12 protein-coding genes are annotated in these 17797 nt (G+C 68.6%); 10 read left to right on the top strand and 2 right to left on the bottom strand.

Translation table 11 applies throughout. The annotated features are described in order from the left end of the window. Window positions 1–15: 15 nt before the first annotated feature. Window positions 16–837 (bottom strand): hypothetical protein, encoded by an 822-nt coding sequence (locus ABZO29_RS16875; RefSeq protein ID WP_367321015.1) that lies wholly within the window; start codon window positions 835–837, stop codon window positions 16–18. A gap of 18 nt (window positions 838–855) precedes the next feature. Continuing rightward, window positions 856–1149, bottom strand: a complete 294-nt coding sequence (locus tag ABZO29_RS16870) for a hypothetical protein (protein WP_367321014.1) — start codon at window positions 1147–1149, stop codon at window positions 856–858. Window positions 1150–1482: 333 nt separating this feature from the next. Here ABZO29_RS16870 and ABZO29_RS16865 point away from each other — a divergent pair, with 333 nt between their 5' ends. The 10 genes from ABZO29_RS16865 (at window position 1483) to ABZO29_RS16820 (ending at window position 17736) form a co-directional block, all read left to right on the top strand. Then, window positions 1483–3573: an ABC transporter family substrate-binding protein gene (locus ABZO29_RS16865; RefSeq protein WP_367321013.1), complete on the top strand. Its 2091-nt coding sequence runs from the start codon at window positions 1483–1485 to the stop codon at window positions 3571–3573. Window positions 3574–4455: 882 nt separating this feature from the next. Then, window positions 4456–6363, top strand: a complete 1908-nt coding sequence (gene typA, locus ABZO29_RS16860; RefSeq protein ID WP_367321012.1) for a translational GTPase TypA — start codon at window positions 4456–4458, stop codon at window positions 6361–6363. Between the two features lie 383 nt (window positions 6364–6746). Further along, window positions 6747–7793: an ABC transporter permease gene (locus ABZO29_RS16855; RefSeq protein WP_367321011.1), complete on the top strand. Its 1047-nt coding sequence runs from the start codon at window positions 6747–6749 to the stop codon at window positions 7791–7793. Window positions 7794–7895: 102 nt separating this feature from the next. Continuing rightward, window positions 7896–9692, top strand: a complete 1797-nt coding sequence (locus ABZO29_RS16850; RefSeq protein ID WP_367326156.1) for an ABC transporter substrate-binding protein — start codon at window positions 7896–7898, stop codon at window positions 9690–9692. Window positions 9693–9790: 98 nt separating this feature from the next. Then, window positions 9791–10768 (top strand): ABC transporter permease, encoded by a 978-nt coding sequence (locus ABZO29_RS16845; protein WP_367321010.1) that lies wholly within the window; start codon window positions 9791–9793, stop codon window positions 10766–10768. Between the two features lie 15 nt (window positions 10769–10783). Further along, entirely contained in the window at window positions 10784–11845 is a 1062-nt protein-coding gene (locus tag ABZO29_RS16840) for an ABC transporter ATP-binding protein (protein WP_367321009.1), read from the top strand. A 13-nt stretch (window positions 11846–11858) separates the two neighbouring features. Next, the gene (locus ABZO29_RS16835; RefSeq protein ID WP_367321008.1) at window positions 11859–12995 is read left to right on the top strand and encodes an ABC transporter ATP-binding protein; all 1137 of its coding nucleotides are present in this window, start codon (window positions 11859–11861) and stop codon (window positions 12993–12995) included. 1179 nt (window positions 12996–14174) lie between these two features. After that, a complete protein-coding gene (locus ABZO29_RS16830; RefSeq protein WP_367321007.1) occupies window positions 14175–15806 on the top strand; it encodes an ABC transporter substrate-binding protein in 1632 nt (543 codons plus the stop codon). 6 nt (window positions 15807–15812) lie between these two features. Then, complete coding sequence (locus tag ABZO29_RS16825; protein WP_367321006.1) at window positions 15813–16736, top strand: ABC transporter permease; 924 nt, start codon at window positions 15813–15815, stop codon at window positions 16734–16736. After that, window positions 16729–17736 carry an ABC transporter permease gene (locus ABZO29_RS16820; protein ID WP_367321005.1) on the top strand — a complete coding sequence of 336 codons (1008 nt, stop codon included), beginning with the start codon at window positions 16729–16731 and terminating at the stop codon, window positions 17734–17736. The genes ABZO29_RS16825 and ABZO29_RS16820 overlap by 8 nt, the downstream gene beginning before the upstream one ends. The last annotated feature ends 61 nt before the right edge of the window (window positions 17737–17797 follow it).

Here is a 17797-nt window from a genome sequence, read left to right as displayed (position 1 = left end):
GAAGGCCCCACTCATCTAGAAGAAGCGCGGATCGTCGAAGACACCGGACGCGACGAGATAGACGTAGAAGTCGGCGAGCGCCACGCTCACCAGCGACGCCCAGGCGAGCAGCATGTGCCGGGCGTTCAGCTTCCCGATGAACTGCCATGTCCGGTAGCGCACGGGGTGCCGCGAGAAGTGTTTGAGCTTGCCGCCGACGATGTGCCGGCAGGAGTGACAGGAGAGGGTGTACGCCCAGATCAGCACGATGTTGACCAGGAAGACGAGGGTGCCGAGGCCCATGTGGCCCCACTCGTAGTGCTCGTCGCGGAAGGCGAGAACGGTGTCGTAGGTCAGCACACCGGCGACGAGGATCGCGGCGTAGAAGAAGTACCGGTGGATGTTCTGCAGGACGAGCGGGAAGCGGGTCTCACCGGAGTACTTCTTGTGCGGCTCGGCCACCGCGCAGGCCGGCGGGGACGCCCAGAAGCCCCGGTAGTAGGCCTTGCGGTAGTAGTAGCAGGTCAGGCGGAAGCCCAGCGGGAAGATCAGGATGATGATCGCCGGGGAGATCGCCCACCAGCTGCCGAAGAGGTCGGCGTTCGGGCCGCCGCGCATGGTCTCGCACCGCTCCGCCAGACAGGGCGAGTAGAACGGCGAGACGTACGGCGCGGCGTAGTAGTCCGTGTCGGCGAAGGCCCGCCACGTCGAGTAGACGACGAACGCGAGCAGACCGGCCGCCGTCGTGGCGGGCGCCAGCCACCAGCGGTCGGTCCGCAGGTGCGGGGCGTCGATCGCGGCGCGCGTACGGGACCGTACGCCGCCGCTGTTCAGATGTGGTTCCGTACCAGTGGCCAATGAGAGCTCCGGTCGGGGTCAGGGGGCGTGCCGGTCGCGGGCGCCGAGACCCTCGTCGTCCGAGTCCGTCCACAGGGTGCCGTCGTACGGGGTGTCGGGGATGGTGACGAGTTCGGGCTTGCGAGGCGCGGCACCGCTCGAGGCCGCCTCCCGCAGCAGCGCGATGCTTTCGCGCAGGTGGTCGGTGTCGTGGCGGACGCGGCGCATCTCGAGCCCGCCGCTGGTGCCGAGCTGCTTCTCCAGGCGGCCCACTGACCGGTACAGGTCGTCGAGGCAGCGCTGGACCGTCGTCAGGTCGTCGTGCACGGACATGACGTGACCTCGCTTCCGCGGGCCCTTCGGCCCTGGGTGGCAACGTTCATGCGCCTGCGAGTGTTGCGCGTCACACCTGCCGCTGTGAAGGCATGTGCAGCGATTGGCGGATTGCATGCCTCCATTGCACGCCCGCACGCGCTCTGTGTGCGCCGGGGGCGCGCGTTACTCCGCACGGGTGAGCTTCGCTGTCCCCGCCGCCGTGTCGCCGTCGACCGGCGAACCCTTTCCTCTTCAGTGGGGCCGTAGATCTGATCAACTCCAAAATACCGCCAAATGTGATCAGAACGCACCTGCGTCACCGGCGGGAGCCGCTCCCCGGAGGTACCCCAGATGTCCCACGTCGGCGTCGGACCGCGCGCGGTCGTGCGCTCGGTCGTCTTCCTCACCGCGGGGGCGCTCGCGGTGCTCACGCTCGCGGGCTGCGGCTCCTCCGAGGACGACACGAGCAGGCCGCTGGCCGGCCAGGACATCGCGCCCGCGGCCCGCGCCCTCGTCGCCGACGGCGGCACCCTGCGCTGGGCCGTCGACGCCGTACCCGAGACGCTGAACACCTTCCAGGCGGACGCCGACGCGACCACCACCCGCATCGCGCAGGCCGTCCTGCCGTCGATGTACCGGATGGACGAGTACGGCCGGCCGCAGCGCAACCCCGACTACCTGGAGTCCGCCAAGGTCGTCGAGACCGAGCCCAAACAGGTCGTCCTGTACAAGCTCGACCAGCAGGCCGTCTGGAGCGACGGCCGCGAGATCGGCGCCGCCGACTTCGCCGCGCAGTGGCGCGCCCTGTCCGGCAAGGACAGCGCCTACTGGACCGCCCGCAACGCCGGCTACGACCGCATCGAGAAGATCGAGCGCGGCGACAACGACCTGGAGGTCCGGGTCACCTTCAGCCGCGCCTACACCGACTGGCGCTCGCTGTTCTCACCGCTCTACCCGAAGGACGTCATGGGCACGCCGGACTCCTTCAACGACGGGGCGCGGCGCAAGCTGAAGGTGACCGCCGGGCCGTTCGCGGTGAAGAAGGTCGACGCCAAGAGCGACCAGGTCCGGCTCACCCGGAATCCGCGCTGGTGGGGGCAGCGAGCCAAGCTCTCCGAGATCGTGCTGAAGGCCGTGCCGCGCGAGAAGCGTGCGGCCGCGCTGGCCGCGGGGACGGTCGATCTGGCCGAGATCGCCCCCGCGGACGCCCGGACCATTGCCGGGGCCGCGGGTCCGTCGGCCGGACCCGGTGCGGGGAGTCCGGTGGCCGGGAGTGCCGTGGCCGGCAGTCCGGGCGCGGGCGGGGCGGCTGCCGGTCGGGCCGGCGCCAAGGGGCTGCGTGGCTTCGAGGTCCGCAAGTCGTTCGAGCCGGCCTATACCCAGCTCGCCCTCAACGGGGCCGACGGTCCGCTCGCCGACGAGCGGGTCCGCCGGGCCGTGGCGCGCGCCCTCGACCGCAGGGAGCTGGTGAAGCTGGTCCTCAGGCCGCTGGGGCTGCCCGCCGTTCCCCTCGGCAGCCACCTCGCCCTGTCCGGGCAGGCCGCCTACGCCGACAACAGCGGGGCGCTCGGCGGGCAGGACACCAAGGAGGCGCAGGCGCTGCTCGCGGACGCCGGGTGGGTGCCCGGCGGTCCGGTCGAGGAGGAGCCCGGGAAGGGCGAGAAGGCGGCCGGGGCGAAGGGGAAGAAGGACCAGCCGGACGAGGCCGAGGGCGGGGACGACGGCACGTACATCGTCGGTGAGGACGACAAGGCCCCGCACAGGGGTCTGGGCGAGGCGGACCGGGAGCAGAAGCAGGCCCCCAAGGATCGTCAAGGGGGTGCGCCCGGCGCGTACGCCCCGAAGGGCACCGCCGCTCCGGCCGGCGCGGCGGCCAGGCCGCTGGCGAAGGACGGCAAGCCGCTCCGGTTGCGGTTCGTGCTTCCGTCGGGGGACGGTTCCGAGACGCTGCGCACCGTGGCCGACCGGATCAGCGCCATGCTGGGGAAGGTCGGCATCCTCACGGAGATCACGAAGGTCTCCGACGAGAGCTACTTCAAGGACCACATCGCGTCCGGTCAGTACGACCTCGCGTTGTACTCGTGGCCCGCGTCGGCGTTCCCCGCGACGGACGCCCGGCCCATCTACGCGAAGCCGGTGCCGGCGGCGGACGGGTCGCTGAGTGTGGAGCAGAACTACACGCGCGTCGGCACGGACCAGGTCGACCAGCTGTTCGACCAGGCGATCGCGACGCTGGACGAGGACGAGTCGCGGGCGCTGATCCGGAAGGCCGACGCGCGCATCTGGGCTGCGGCCGGGTCGATTCCGCTGTACCAGCGGCCTCAGCTGACGGCGGCGAGGAAGGACGTGGTCAACGCGGGGGCGTTCGGTTTCGAGACGCCGGTGTACGAGGACATGGGCTTCCTGAAGCAGGGGGCGCAGCCGTCGCCTACGGCGTCTTAGCGGCTTCTCGCCCACCCACGCGCCACCCGTTTCCAGTCGGTTGAGTGGTGGGCCTCGCCGGTGGGGGCGAGCCGCCGTCGGCGGCTACAGCCTGTCGACGGCAAGTCACACCTCCCACCCACGGACACGCACCGCTCAGCCACTGCATCCACCCGCAGGCGCGCGCCGCCCGATCACCCCGTCCATGCCCGGGCGCGCGCTGCACAGCCATCCCGTCCCTCGCGGGGATGGCGTCGCGCCGAGTCGTGTAGCCGGGCAGCCTCGCGGTGTCGCAGGTCACGGCGATGATCGGCCCGGCACCGGGGCGCCGGGGCGCGGCAAGGTCCTGCTGCTCGCGGGCGGAGCGGGCATCACGCCCCTCCGGGCAAAGCGGGCTGTCCCTGACCAGCTCCCTCAGCGGCCCCGAGACTCGGCCCTGTCTGCCGACCACAAGCCATCCGGATCAGTGCAGCCCGCATGGCTACACCACCCGGCGTCGGCGGGACGCCACGGGCGTGCGTTGCACAGCCATTCCGTCCATCGCGGGCGCGTTGCTCAGCCATTCCGTCCTTCGCGGGGCGCGCCGCATAGGCATCCCGTCCGTCTGCGGGCAGTCGTGCCGTCTGGGGCGGCGCGGGTGGGCGAGGGCGGCACCCCGCTGGTGCCGGGGTGCGCGACACAGTCTGCGCCGGTCGCAGCGCCGGGTGCGGGGAGAGCGTGCCCCAGCCGCGGTGCCGGGCACCCCTGTAGCACGCCCCACCTGCACCGACGTATCCCGGCGAGCTCCCGCTGCCGCGGCCCCGTACCATGGGGTGAGGCCGTGGCATGTCAAGCCCGGCAGGGTCCGCGTAACACAGACGTACGCACCAGGGCCGTCCACACACTCCGGGAGTACGCCACACCATGGCCACGCGCCACGACATCCGCAACGTCGCCATCGTCGCCCACGTCGACCACGGCAAGACGACCATCGTCGACGGAATGCTGAAGCAGGCCGGTGCCTTCGCCGCCCATCAGCTCGACTCTGTCGACGACCGCATGATGGACTCGAACGACCTGGAGCGTGAGAAGGGCATCACGATCCTCGCCAAGAACACCGCGGTGAAATACCACCCGAAAGACGGCGGGGACCCGATCACCATCAACATCATCGACACCCCCGGCCACGCCGACTTCGGCGGCGAGGTCGAGCGTGGTCTGTCGATGGTGGATGGCGTGGTGCTCCTCGTCGACGCCTCCGAGGGCCCGCTGCCGCAGACCCGGTTCGTGCTGCGCAAGGCGCTGCAGGCCCGGCTGCCGATCATCCTCTGCATCAACAAGACGGACCGGCCCGACGCCCGGATCGACGAGGTCGTGAACGAGACCTACGACCTCTTCCTCGACCTCGACGCCGACGAGGAGCAGATCGAGTTCCCCATCGTCTACGCGTGCGGCCGGGACGGCATCGCCTCCCTGACCAAGCCGGCGGACGGGACCGTCCCCACCGACTCCACCAGCCTGGAGCCGTTCTTCTCCACCATCCTGGAGCACATCCCGGCCCCCACCTACGACGAGGACGCCCCGCTCCAGGCCCACGTCACCAACCTGGACGCCGACAACTTCCTCGGCCGTATCGCGCTGCTCCGCGTCCACCAGGGCGAGCTGAAGAAGGGGCAGACCGTCGCGTGGCTGAAGCGTGACGGGTCGGTCGCCAACGTGCGCATCTCCGAGCTGATGATGACCGAGGCGCTCACCCGGGGGCCGGCCGAGAAGGCGGGCCCCGGTGACATCTGTGCCGTCGCCGGTATCCCCGACATCATGATCGGCGAGACGCTCGCGGACCCCGAGAACCCCCTCCCGCTGCCGCTGATCACGGTCGACGAGCCCGCGATCTCCATGGTCATCGGTACGAACACCTCCCCGATGGTCGGCCGCGGCGGCTCCGGAAAGGGCGCCGACGCGAAGGCGGCCGTCAAGGACCGCAAGGTCACCGCCCGCCAGGTCAAGGACCGGCTCGACCGCGAGCTGATCGGCAACGTCAGCCTCCGCGTGCTGGAGACCGAGCGTCCCGACGCCTGGGAGGTGCAGGGCCGTGGTGAGCTGGCGCTGGCCATCCTGGTCGAGCAGATGCGCCGCGAGGGCTATGAGCTGACCGTCGGTAAGCCCCAGGTCGTCACCAAGGACGTCGACGGCAAGGTGTACGAGCCGGTCGAGCGGATGACGGTCGACGTGCCCGAGGAGCACATGGGTGCCGTCACGCAGCTCATGGGCGTCCGCAAGGGCCGTATGGACAACATGTCCAACCACGGTTCCGGGTGGGTGCGGATGGAGTTCGTGGTCCCCTCGCGCGGACTCATCGGGTTCCGGACCGAGTTCCTGACCCAGACGCGCGGTACGGGTATCGGGCACTCCATCCACGAGGGCCACGAGCCCTGGTTCGGTGCGCTCCAGACCCGTAACAACGGCTCGCTCGTCGCCGACCGCTCCGGTGCCGTCACCGCCTTCGCGATGACGAACCTTCAGGAGCGCGGCGTGCTCTTCGTCGAGCCGGGCACCGAGGTGTACGAGGGCATGATCGTCGGCGAGAACTCCCGCTCCGACGACATGGACGTCAACATCACCAAGGAGAAGAAGCTCACCAACATGCGGTCGTCGACGGCCGATGTCGCGGAGTCCATCGTGCCGCCGCGCAGGCTCTCGCTCGAGCAGTCGCTGGAGTTCTGCCGCGACGACGAGTGCGTCGAGGTCACGCCGGAGGCGGTCCGCATCCGCAAGGTCGTCCTCGACCAGCGTGACCGTGCGCGCGCTGCGAGTCGCGCCAAGCACAGCTGACGGCCCTTCACAGCAACCCGGCCCTCCTTCTCAGGAGGGCCGGGCTTTTGTCGTGGCTGAAGGGGTAGAGGTCTCCCTGTGAGGCACCTGTCCGCGCTCAAGGAGCGGGCGTTCGGATATCGGTTCTCCAACTTTCGTGTTTCGGACATGTGAACGGAAATCCGTTCCCGTATGTCCGATTTGACGGTTCATCGTCAGGCCTGTCAAGCGCGCGCAGATGTCAATCTTTGCAATTTTTCCTCAAAATATGGACGGTAGGGAGATCCCTATGTCTTCCGCCCTTGACGCGCGTTGAACCCTTTGGCGAAAGTTCCCCCAAACCACAGAACCTGCCGGTATCTGTGCTGCGCTCAACTCTCCAACCCCCCGGGGGCAGAACACACATGACCAGTCCAGCCAAGGCTGAAGGCTCCGGGCCGTCGATCGCCTTGGACCCCGAGCTCGAGTCGAAGCCCGAGCCCGTCAAGGGCGAGACGAAGCTTGAGGGTCGTTCTCCCGGCCAGTTGATGTGGCAGCGCTTCAAGCGTGACCGTACCGGTGTCATCTGCGCGTGGGTAGTGATTTTGTACTTCGTCGTCGCCCTCGCCGCGCCGCTGCTGACCAAGCTGAGCGGGACCGATCCGTACACCCTGTACGGCCAGGACCCGACGTACGCGGACACGCCCGTGCTGGACGACTTCGGGCTGCCGCTGGGCTGGTTCGGTGGTATCTCCGGTGACCACTGGTTCGGTGTGGAGCCGCAGTTCGGCCGCGACCTGTTCGCCATGCTGGTGTACGGCATGCGCACCTCGCTGTTCATGGCGCTCGGCGTGACCGTCCTGCTCATGACCACGGGCGTGATCATCGGCCTGGTCGGCGGCTACTTCGGCGGCCGTACGGACTACTGGCTGGGCCGGATCACGGACTTCTTCCTCGCCTTCCCGCAGCAGCTGTTCTTCATCGCCTTCATGCCCGTGGTCACGGCGTTCTTCGTGGACCCGCGGGAGGAGACGCCCACCTACTTCCGGGCGCTGGCGATGCTGATCGTGCTGTGGGTGCTGGGCTGGATGGGCATGGCCCGACTGGTCCGTTCCACCGTGCTGTCCCTGCGTGAGCGGGAGTTCGTCGAGGCCGCCAAGGTCTCCGGCGCCTCGCCCTGGCGGATCGTCCGCAAGGAGATCCTGCCGAACGTGGTGACGCCGATCCTGGTGCAGTTCACGTACCAACTGCCCAGCACCATCCTCACCATCGCCTTCCTCTCGTTCGCGGGCGTCGGCTTCGTCGAGCCGACTCCCGACTGGGGACGCCTGTTCGCCGCCGGTGCCAGGTACACCGAGCAGGACCCGGCGTTCATCTTCTTCCCGGGTGTGGCGCTGGTGATCTTCGTCCTGGCCTTCAACCTCCTCGGAGACTCGGTCCGGGACGCCTTCGACCCCAAGTCCGGGCGGTAGATCGTCCATTGGTGGGGGGTGACTGCCGCCCCCGCGTCGGCCTACCAGCCGCGTCAGGCAGTACTCATGGATAACAACCGACAGGTAGGTGCATTCGCCAACATGAAGTCGTCGTTCACTTCGCGCAGAGCTCGCGCCATCGTGGTCGCCATAGCGGCCGGCTCCCTCGCGCTCACCGGCTGCTCCGAGAACAAGGGCGGCAAGTCCGGCACGGACTCCAAGAAGGACCAGAAGGAGGCCGCCGTCCAGTCGAAGGCGGTCACCTACGCCGACGCGGCCGGCTCCACCGGGCCCGCCGCGGAGGTGCCCGGCGCCAAGGCCGGCGGCACGATTCAGGTCTACCAGGAGGCGGGCCTGTCCCACCTCGACCCGGGCCAGATCTACGTCTCCGACGCCGGCCAGGTCGCCAACCTGCTCTTCCGCCGTCTGACCCAGTTCAAGGAGGACGACAAGGGCAACGTCTCGGTCGTGGGCGACCTCGCCACCGACTCGGGCAAGTCCTCCGACGACGGCAAAACCTGGACCTTCACCCTGAAGGACGGCATCAAGGACGCCAACGGCAACGCCATCACGTCCGCCGACGTCCGGCACAGCGTCGAGCGCCTGTACGCGAAGTTCATCTTCGACGGCCCGACCTACCTGCAGACCTGGCTGAGCGGTGCCGAATACCGCAAGGCCCTGCCGAACGGCGGCTTCGACGGCAAGCACCTGCCGGCCACGGTCCTGGACACCCCGGACGAGAAGACGGTCGTCTTCCACTTCGACACCGCGCGTCCGGACCTGCCGCAGACGCTGGCCATGGCCGGCTACGCGATCGTCCCGGCCAAGGGTGACACGAAGGAGAAGTACGACAAGGCCCCCGTCGCCACGGGCCCGTACAAGATCGCGTCGTACAAGGCCGACAAGTCCCTCGTGCTCACCAAGAACACGAACTGGGACCCGAAGACCGACTCCGTGCGCCACCAGTACCTCGACGGCTTCAACTTCCAGTTCGGCATCACCGAGTCGACCCAGACCAAGCGTCTGATCGCCGACCAGGGTGAGGACAAGAACGCCATTCAGTTCACCGGCAGCGTCGAGTCCACGCAGATCCAGGACGTCGTCGGCAACGCCGCGGTCAGCAAGCGCACGATCAAGGGTTACCAGCCCTACGTCATGCAGCTGACCTTCAACCTGGACCGCGTCAAGGACAAGAAGGTCCGCGAGGCCGTCACCTACGCGGTCAACTCCAAGTCGCTGATCGCCGGTGAGGGTGGCGCGTACGGTGGCGACGTCGCCCCGAACTACTTCGCCCCGACCCTGCCCGGCTACGAGGCGAGCTACGACCCGTGGGGCCGTCTGAAGACGCCGCAGGGCAACGTCGCCAAGGCCACGGAGCTCGTCAAGGCCCTCCCCGAGGCCGAGAAGACCCTCGTCTTCGCCTACAGCAACAGTGAGGCGGGTCAGAAGCGCAAGGTCGCCATCGAGGACGCGCTGACCAAGGTCGGCTTCAAGGTCGTCGCCAAGGAGGTCGACTCCGCGAGCTACTACGAGCAGATCGGCAAGCTCGCCAACCCGTACGACATCTACATCACGGGCTGGGGTCAGGACTGGCCGTCCGCGGGCACGGTCATCACGCCGATCTACGACGGCACCCAGGTTGCCGACGGTGCCTCGAACTACTCGCACGTCAAGGACGCCAAGGTCGACGCCCTCATCAAGAAGGCCCTGACCCAGCAGCCCACCGAGGCCGCCGCCACCTGGAAGGAAGCACAGCACTACCTGCTGGAGAACGTCATCCCGGCGGCTCCGCTGTGGTACACGAAGCAGCTGCAGCTCTTCGGTTCGAACATCGGTGGCGCCAAGTACAGCTCCGTCTCGAGCTACATCGACGTCACCCAGCTGTACCTGAAGTCGTAACTCTCTACGGCTGATCGCGGGGGTGTGCACCAGGCGGAGCGCACCCCCGCACCTCCGTGAAACCTCCCACCGTCTCCGCAGAGAGCAGCCTCCCCGCCATGCTTCAGTTCATCATCCGGCGCACAGTCGGTGCCCTCGTCACCCTGTTCCTCATCGGCGCCGCCACGTTCTTCCTGTTCGTCGCTGCGCCCTCCGACTACGCCTCCCTGGCCTGCGGCAAGGACTGCTCTCCACAGAGACTGGCGGACATCCGGGAGGCGCTGGGGCTCAACCTGCCCATCGCCCAGCAGTTCTGGGACTTCATGTCCGGCATCGTGACGGGCCGTGACTTCCCGCAGGGGCACTGTGACGCCCCGTGCCTCGGGGTGTCGTTCTTCTCGGGCGACATGGTCTGGGACACCATCATGGACCGCTTCCCGACCACCCTGACGCTCACCGTCGGCGGTGCGATCGTCTTCCTCATCGTCGGTGTCGGCACGGGCATGCTCGCCGCCTACCGACGCGGATCACTCCTGGACAAGGTCGCCACGGGCGGGTCGATGGTCCTCAGCTCGTTCCAGATCTACTTCCTCGGCCCGATCGTGCTGCTGATCTTCGTCTACAGCTCGGGCATCATGGAGAACCCCAAGTACGTGCCGATCACCGAGGATCCGGCCGGCTGGTTCATCGGCATGCTGATGCCCGTCCTCGTGATGGCCACCATCTTCACCGCCCAGTACACGCGTATGGCGCGCTCCTCGATGATCGAGCAACTCGCCGAGGAGCACGTGCGCACCGCCCGGGCCAAGGGCATGGGGCGCAAGTACGTGTTCTTCCGCTACGCCTGGCGCGGCTCGCTCATCCCGATCGTCACCGTTCTCGGCATGGACATCAGTGGCATGCTCGGCGGTGCGGTCGTCACCGAGATCACCTTCTCCCTCCAGGGGATCGGCCGCCTCGCCGTGAACGGCGCGGTCACCAAGGACCTCCCGCTGACCATGGGCGTCATGCTGTTCGGTGCCTTCTTCATCCTGCTCTTCAACATCCTCACCGACATCGCGTACGCCTACATCGACCCGCGCGTCCGGCTCTCCTAGGAAGAACGAACCACCGTGACCACACTGACCAAGACCGAGGACGCACCGGTCCCGAGCGGGCCGGAGAGCTTCCTGTCGGTGCGCGACCTGAAGGTGCGGTTCTCCACCGAGGACGGCATCGTCAAGGCGGTCGACGGCCTCTCCTTCGACGTCGAGCGCGGCAAGACCCTGGGCATCGTCGGCGAATCCGGCTCCGGGAAGTCCGTCACCAACCTGACGGTCCTGGGCCTGCACAACCCCCGCACCACCACCATCGACGGCGAGATCGTCCTCGACGGCAAGGAACTCGTCACCGCCACCGAGAAGGAGCTGGAGCAGCTCCGCGGCAACAAGATGGCGATGATCTTCCAGGACCCGCTGACGGCCCTGTCGCCCTTCTACACGGTCGGCCGGCAGCTGTCCGAGCCCTTCATGAAGCACCGGGGCGCCTCCAAGAAGGAGGCGAAGGACCGGGCGATCCAGATGCTGGAGAAGGTCGGCATCCCGCAGCCCAAGGTGCGCTTCGACGACTACCCGCACCAGTTCTCCGGCGGTATGCGCCAGCGCGCGATGATCGCCATGGCGCTGATGTGCGACCCCGACCTGCTGATCGCCGACGAGCCGACCACCGCGCTCGACGTGACCGTGCAGGCGCAGATCCTGGACCTGCTCAAGGACCTCCAGCAGGAGTTCGGCTCCGCGATCATCTTCATCACCCACGACCTGGGCGTCATCTCCAACATGGCCGACGACCTGCTGGTGATGTACGCGGGCCGGGCCGTGGAGCGCGGCTCCGTCAAGGAGGTGCTGCGCACCCCCAAGCACCCCTACACCTGGGGTCTGCTGAGCTCCATGCCGCGCCTGGACAGCGACATCAACGAGACGCTGGAGCCGATCCCCGGCGCCCCGCCGTCGCTGCTCAACCCACCGTCCGGCTGCCCGTTCCACCCGCGCTGTGCCTTCCGGGACCAGGTCTCGGGGACGCTGTGCACGGACGTACGGCCGCCGCTGGGCGAGGGTCGCGCGTCCGCCTGCCATCTGACGGCGGAGCAGAAGCAGACCATCTTCATCGACAAGATCCAGCCCCGGCTGCGCTAGGGAGAACCGAGACATGAGCGACAACCTCACCCTCCCCGCACAGCAGGGCTCCGCCGAGACCTCCTCGACGGAGACGCTCCTCGAGGTCCAGGGCCTGACGAAGCACTTCCCGATCTACGGCGGCTTCCCGATCAAACGCAAGGTCGGCGCGGTGCAGGCCGTCGACGGGGTCGACCTCACGGTCGGTGTCGGCGAGAGCGTCGGCCTCGTGGGCGAGTCCGGCTGCGGCAAGTCGACCACGGGCCGGCTGATCACCCGGCTCCTCGAGCCCACGGCCGGCAAGATCACGTACGCCGGTCAGGACATCACGCACGCCACGCGCCGTCAGCTGGCGCCGGTGCGGTCCCAGATCCAGATGATCTTCCAGGACCCTTACTCCTCGCTGAACCCGCGGCAGACCGTCGGCACGATCATCAAGTCGCCGATGGAGGTCAACGGGATCGAGCCCGAGGGCGGCCGGGAGAAGAAGGTACGGGAGCTGCTCGAGCTCGTCGGCCTCAACCCCGAGCACTACAACCGCTTCCCGCACGAGTTCTCCGGCGGTCAGCGTCAGCGCATCGGCGTGGCCCGGGCGCTCGCGCTGGAGCCGAAGCTGATCGTGGCGGACGAGCCCGTGTCCGCGCTGGACGTGTCGATCCAGGCGCAGGTCGTGAACCTGCTGCAGAAGGTCCAGAAGGAACTGGGCATCGCGTTCCTGTTCATCGCCCACGACCTGGCCGTCGTACGGCACTTCTCGCAGCGCGTGGCCGTCATGTACCTCGGCAAGGTGGTCGAGGTCGGCGACCGGGACTCGATCTACAACCGGCCCCGCCACCCGTACACGCACGCCCTGCTCTCCGCGGTGCCGGAGGTCGAGATCGACGACGAGGGCACGGCCCGCGAGCGGATCCGCCTCTCCGGTGACGTCCCCTCGCCGATCCACCCGCCGTCCGGCTGCCGCTTCCGCACCCGCTGCTGGAAGGCGCAGGACAAGTGTGCGAGCGAGGAGCCCCCGCTGATCCAGATCTCCGGCAACCGTGAGGGCCACCTGACGGCCTGCCACTTCCCGGAGGACCCCACCACGGAGGCCCGCGACGAGGACGTCATCCTCGACCCGGCCCTGCAGGCCCTGGAGAGCGACGCCGAGGGCGACTCAGCCGCCAAGGAGTGACCCTTCCCGGGCTTGTCGTACGGGGGTGACGACGCCGGGGCCGGCGGGGCGCAACGCCCGCTGCCGGCCCCGTTGCGTTGTCGTACGGGGCCCGCTCGGAGCGGCTGCCTCATGCACGGATTCGTGAGTCCACTGCTCCCCGTGCCGTGCGGCAGGAGCGGGCGGGGCGACGAGCCCGATGCCGTCCGCGTGGCGCTGTCGTACGGCGAGCTCGTCCTCCGTCGGGAGACGGTCGACGCGGCCAAGGATGAGGAACGCAGCGTGCCCCCGCGGCTTTCCCTGGGGCGTGGCCACGCGGGCACCGCGAACGTCGACGTGAACGTGACGCGGTCCCCGACGACGGGGCGCCCGCCTCGCGCAGCCCCTCCTCACGCGTGCCCGCGCCGGGATTGCGGGTCTCGGACGATCCGCCCGTAGGGGCGGCGTCGCGCGCACCGCGGTGAGCCGCCCGCGACTCGCCGCCGAAGTACCTACGAGGATCGCCGCGGCGGCAGAAGCCCAGTCCCGTCCCCATGTCGGGAACCGTCCCGCGCCCGCCTCGCGCAGCCCCGCCTCACGCGTGCCCGCGCCGGGATTGCGGGTCTCGGACGATCCGCCCGTAGGGGCGGCGTCGCGCGCACCGCGGTGAGCCGCCCGCGACTCGCCGCCGAAGTACCTACGAGGATCGCCGCGGCGGCAGAAGCCCAGTCCCGTCCCCATGTCGGGAACCGCCTCGCGCCCGCCTCGCGCAGCCCCTCCTCACGCGTGCCCGCGCCGGGATTGCGGGTCTCGGACGATCCGCCCGTAGGGGCGGCGTCGCGCGCACCGCGGTGAGCCGCCCGCGACTCGCCGCCGAAGTACCTACGAGGATCGCCGCGGCGGCAGAAGCCCAGTCCCGTCCCCATGTCGGGAACCGTCCCGCGCCCGCCTCGCGCAGCCCCGCCTCACGCGTGCCCGCGCCGGGATTGCGGGTCTCGGACGATCCGCCCGTAGGGGCGGCGTCGCGCGCACCGCGGTGAGCCGCCCGCGACTCGCCGCCGAAGTACCCACGAGCATCGCCGCGGACGGCAGAGGCCCAGGTCGGGAACCGCCCCGCCCCCATCACCCCGCCCCCATAGACCCGTACGGGTGGCTGCGCATGCGTAACGCGCTCTTCGTGCCGATATTGGCCGGTAACGGTTCATTCACGAGGAGGCATCCATGCGCGGAGCCACGCACGCCCGATGGGTCGCCTGCGCGGCGGCGGCAGCGCTCGCGGCGACGGCATGTGGGGGCGGGGGCGACGGCGGCGGCAGCAGTGGTGGCAGTGCGGTGCTCAGCGCCTCCTGGACCGATCCGCAGAACCCGTTGGAGCCGGCCAACACCAACGAGGTGCAGGGCGGCAAGGTGATGGACATGATCTTCCGCGGTCTGAAGCGGTACGACCCGAAGACCGGCGCCGCCGGCGACATGCTCGCCGAGAAGATCGACACCTCCGACTCGCAGAACTTCACCATCACCATCAAGGACGGCTGGACCTTCAGCAACGGCGAGAAGGTCACCGCGCAGTCCTTCGTGGACGCCTGGAACTACGGCGCAAGTCTGAAGAACAACCAGAAGAACGCGTACTTCTTCGGGTACATCGAGGGCTACGACAAGGTCCACCCGGAGACGGGCACGCAGACCGCCGACACCATGTCCGGCCTGAAGGTCGTCGACGACCGGACGTTCACCGTCAAGCTCATCCAGAAGTTCTCGACGTTCCCGGACACCCTCGGCTACAACGCCTTCGTCCCGCTCCCCAAGGCGTTCTACGACGACCACGCCGCCTGGCTGAGCAAGCCCGTGGGCAACGGCCCGTACACCGTCGAGTCCTACACCAAGGGCTCCGAGATGAACCTCAGGAAGTGGGACGGCTACGCGGGCACGGACAAGGCCCGGAACGACGGCGTCACCCTCAAGGTCTACACGGACAACAACACCGCCTACACCGACCTCATGGCCGGCAACCTCGACCTCGTCGACGACGTACCGGCCCAGCAGCTCAAGAACGTCGGCAACGACCTCGGTGAGCGGTACCTCAACACCCCTGCCGGCATCATCCAGACCCTCGCCTTCCCGTACTACGACGAGAACTGGGCCAAGCCCGGCATGGACAAGGTCCGCAAGGGCCTGTCCCGGGCGATCGACCGCGAGCAGATCACCGAGACGATCTTCAACAGAACCCGCACCCCCGTCACCGACTGGAGCTCGCCGGTCCTCGGGAGGGACGGCGGCTACGACAACAAGCTGTGCGGTGAGTGGTGCGTGTACGACCCGGACGCGGCCAAGAAGCTGATCGCGGAGGGCGGCGGGCTGCCCGGCGGGAGCATCAAGATCACTTACAACGCGGACGCCGGATCCCACAAGCTGTGGGTCGACGCCGTCTGCAACTCCATCAACAACGCCCTGGGCAAAGACAACGCCTGTGTCGGCAACCCGGTCGGCACCTTCGCGGACTTCCGCAACCAGGCCTCGCAGCAGAAGCTGTCGGGCCCCTTCCGGGCGGGCTGGCAGATGGACTACCCGCTGCTCCAGAACTTCCTGCAGCCGCTGTACTACACCAACGCCTCCTCCAACGACGGCAAGTGGTCCAACAAGGACTTCGACAAGCTCGTCGACGAGGCGAACGCCGAGGCGAACACCGCCAAGGCGATCAGCCTCTTCCAGAAGGCCGAGGAAGTCGTCCGCGACAACATGGCCGCCATCCCGCTCTGGTACCAGAACGGCAGCGCCGGCTGGTCGCAGCGGCTGTCCAACGTGGCCCTCAACCCGTTCAGCGTCCCCGTCTACAACGAGATCAAGGTCGGCTGAGCCACCGTGGGACGCTACGTCGTCCGGCGCCTGCTGCAGATGATCCCTGTCTTCATCGGCGCCACACTGCTGATCTTCCTGATGGTGAACGTGATGGGCGACCCCGTCGCGGGGCTGTGCGGGGACCGGCAGTGCGACCCGGCGACGGCCGCCCAGCTCAGGAAGGAGTTCGGCCTCGACAAGCCGGTCTGGCAGCAGTACCTGACCTACATGGGGAACGTCTTCACCGGCGACTTCGGGACGGCGTTCAACGGCCAGAAGGTCACCGAGCTGATGTCGACGGCCTTCCCGGTCACCATCCGGCTGACGATCGTGGCGATCCTCTTCGAGATCGTCATCGGCATCACGCTCGGGGTCGTCACAGGGCTGCGCCGCGGCCGCCCCGTCGACACGTCGGTCCTCGTGCTCACCCTCGTCGTCATCTCGATCCCCACCTTCGTCACCGGCCTGCTGCTGCAACTGCTGCTCGGCGTCGAATGGGGCTGGATCGCACCGTCCGTCTCCCCGGAGGCGCCCTTCGACGAGCTGATCCTCCCCGGGCTCGTCCTCGCCTCCGTCTCCCTCGCCTATGTGACCCGCCTGACCCGCACGTCCATCGCGGAGAACAGACGCTCCGACTACGTCCGTACGGCCGTCGCCAAGGGCCTGCCGAGACGGCGCGTCATCACGAAGCACCTGCTGCGCAACTCCCTCATCCCCGTCGTCACGTTCATCGGTGCCGACGTGGGCTTCCTCATGGGCGGCGCGATCGTCACCGAGCGGATCTTCAACATCCACGGCGTCGGCTACCAGCTCTACCAGGGGATCCTCCGGCAGAACACGCAGACCGTCGTGGGCTTCGTGACCGTCCTCGTGCTCGTCTTCCTCGTCTGCAACCTGGTCGTCGACCTGTTGTACGCCGTACTCGACCCGAGGATCCGCTATGCCTGAGCAGCCGTTCGAGTCCGAGGGCGCCGTCGCGGGGACGAGCATGGGCGGGAGCATGGACCTGGCCACGACAGAGGCGGAGACGCTCGAGCGGCCTCCATCAGCCGCCCCCGGCGGACGGGCGCCCGCGGGTCCGCAGGACACGGGCCCCGCAGGGAAACCCCGCAGCCTCTGGTCCGACGCCCGGCGCGACCTGTGCCGCAACCCCGTCTTCATCGTCTCGGGGCTGATCATCCTGTTCCTGGTCTTCATCTCCCTGTGGCCCTCGGCGATCGCCTCCGGCAGCCCCCTCAAGTGCGACCTGGCCAAGGCCCAGCAGGGGTCCCAGCCGGGGCACCCGTTCGGCTACGACGGGCAGGGCTGCGACGTGTACACGCGCACGGTCTACGGCGCGCGTTCGTCCGTCACGGTCGGCGTCTGCGCCACGCTGGGCGTCGCGCTCCTCGGCTCGGTCCTGGGCGGGCTCGCCGGCTTCTTCGGCGGGGCCTGGGACTCGCTCCTGTCCCGGATCACCGACGTCTTCTTCGCGATCCCGGTCGTGCTCGGCGGCCTCGTCCTGCTGTCGGTGGTCACCAGCAACACCGTCTGGCCGGTCATCGGGTTCATGGTGCTGCTCGGCTGGCCGCAGATCTCCCGCATCGCCCGCGGCTCCGTCATCACGGCCAAGCAGAACGACTACGTACAGGCCGCGCGAGCCCTGGGCGCCTCCAACTCCCGTCTCCTGCTGCGCCACATCGCGCCCAACGCCGTGGCCCCTGTGATCGTCGTGGCGACCATCGCGCTCGGCACGTACATCGCCCTGGAGGCGAACCTGTCGTACCTGGGCGTGGGCCTGAAGCCGCCGAGCGTGTCCTGGGGCATCGACATCTCCGCGGCCTCCCCCTACATCCGCAACGCCCCTCACGCCCTCCTGTGGCCCTCCGGCGCCCTCGCCATCACCGTCCTGGCCTTCATCATGCTGGGCGACGCGGTGCGCGACGCCCTCGATCCGAAGTTGAGGTGAGGCGGTGTTGTCGAACGGCTGGGTGCGCGACGTCCTCGATCCGGAGTTGAGGTGACGGTGT

The organism is Streptomyces sp. HUAS ZL42 (genome assembly GCF_040782645.1).
Classification (GTDB): domain Bacteria; phylum Actinomycetota; class Actinomycetes; order Streptomycetales; family Streptomycetaceae; genus Streptomyces.
This window is presented reverse-complemented; position numbering and strand designations above follow the sequence as displayed.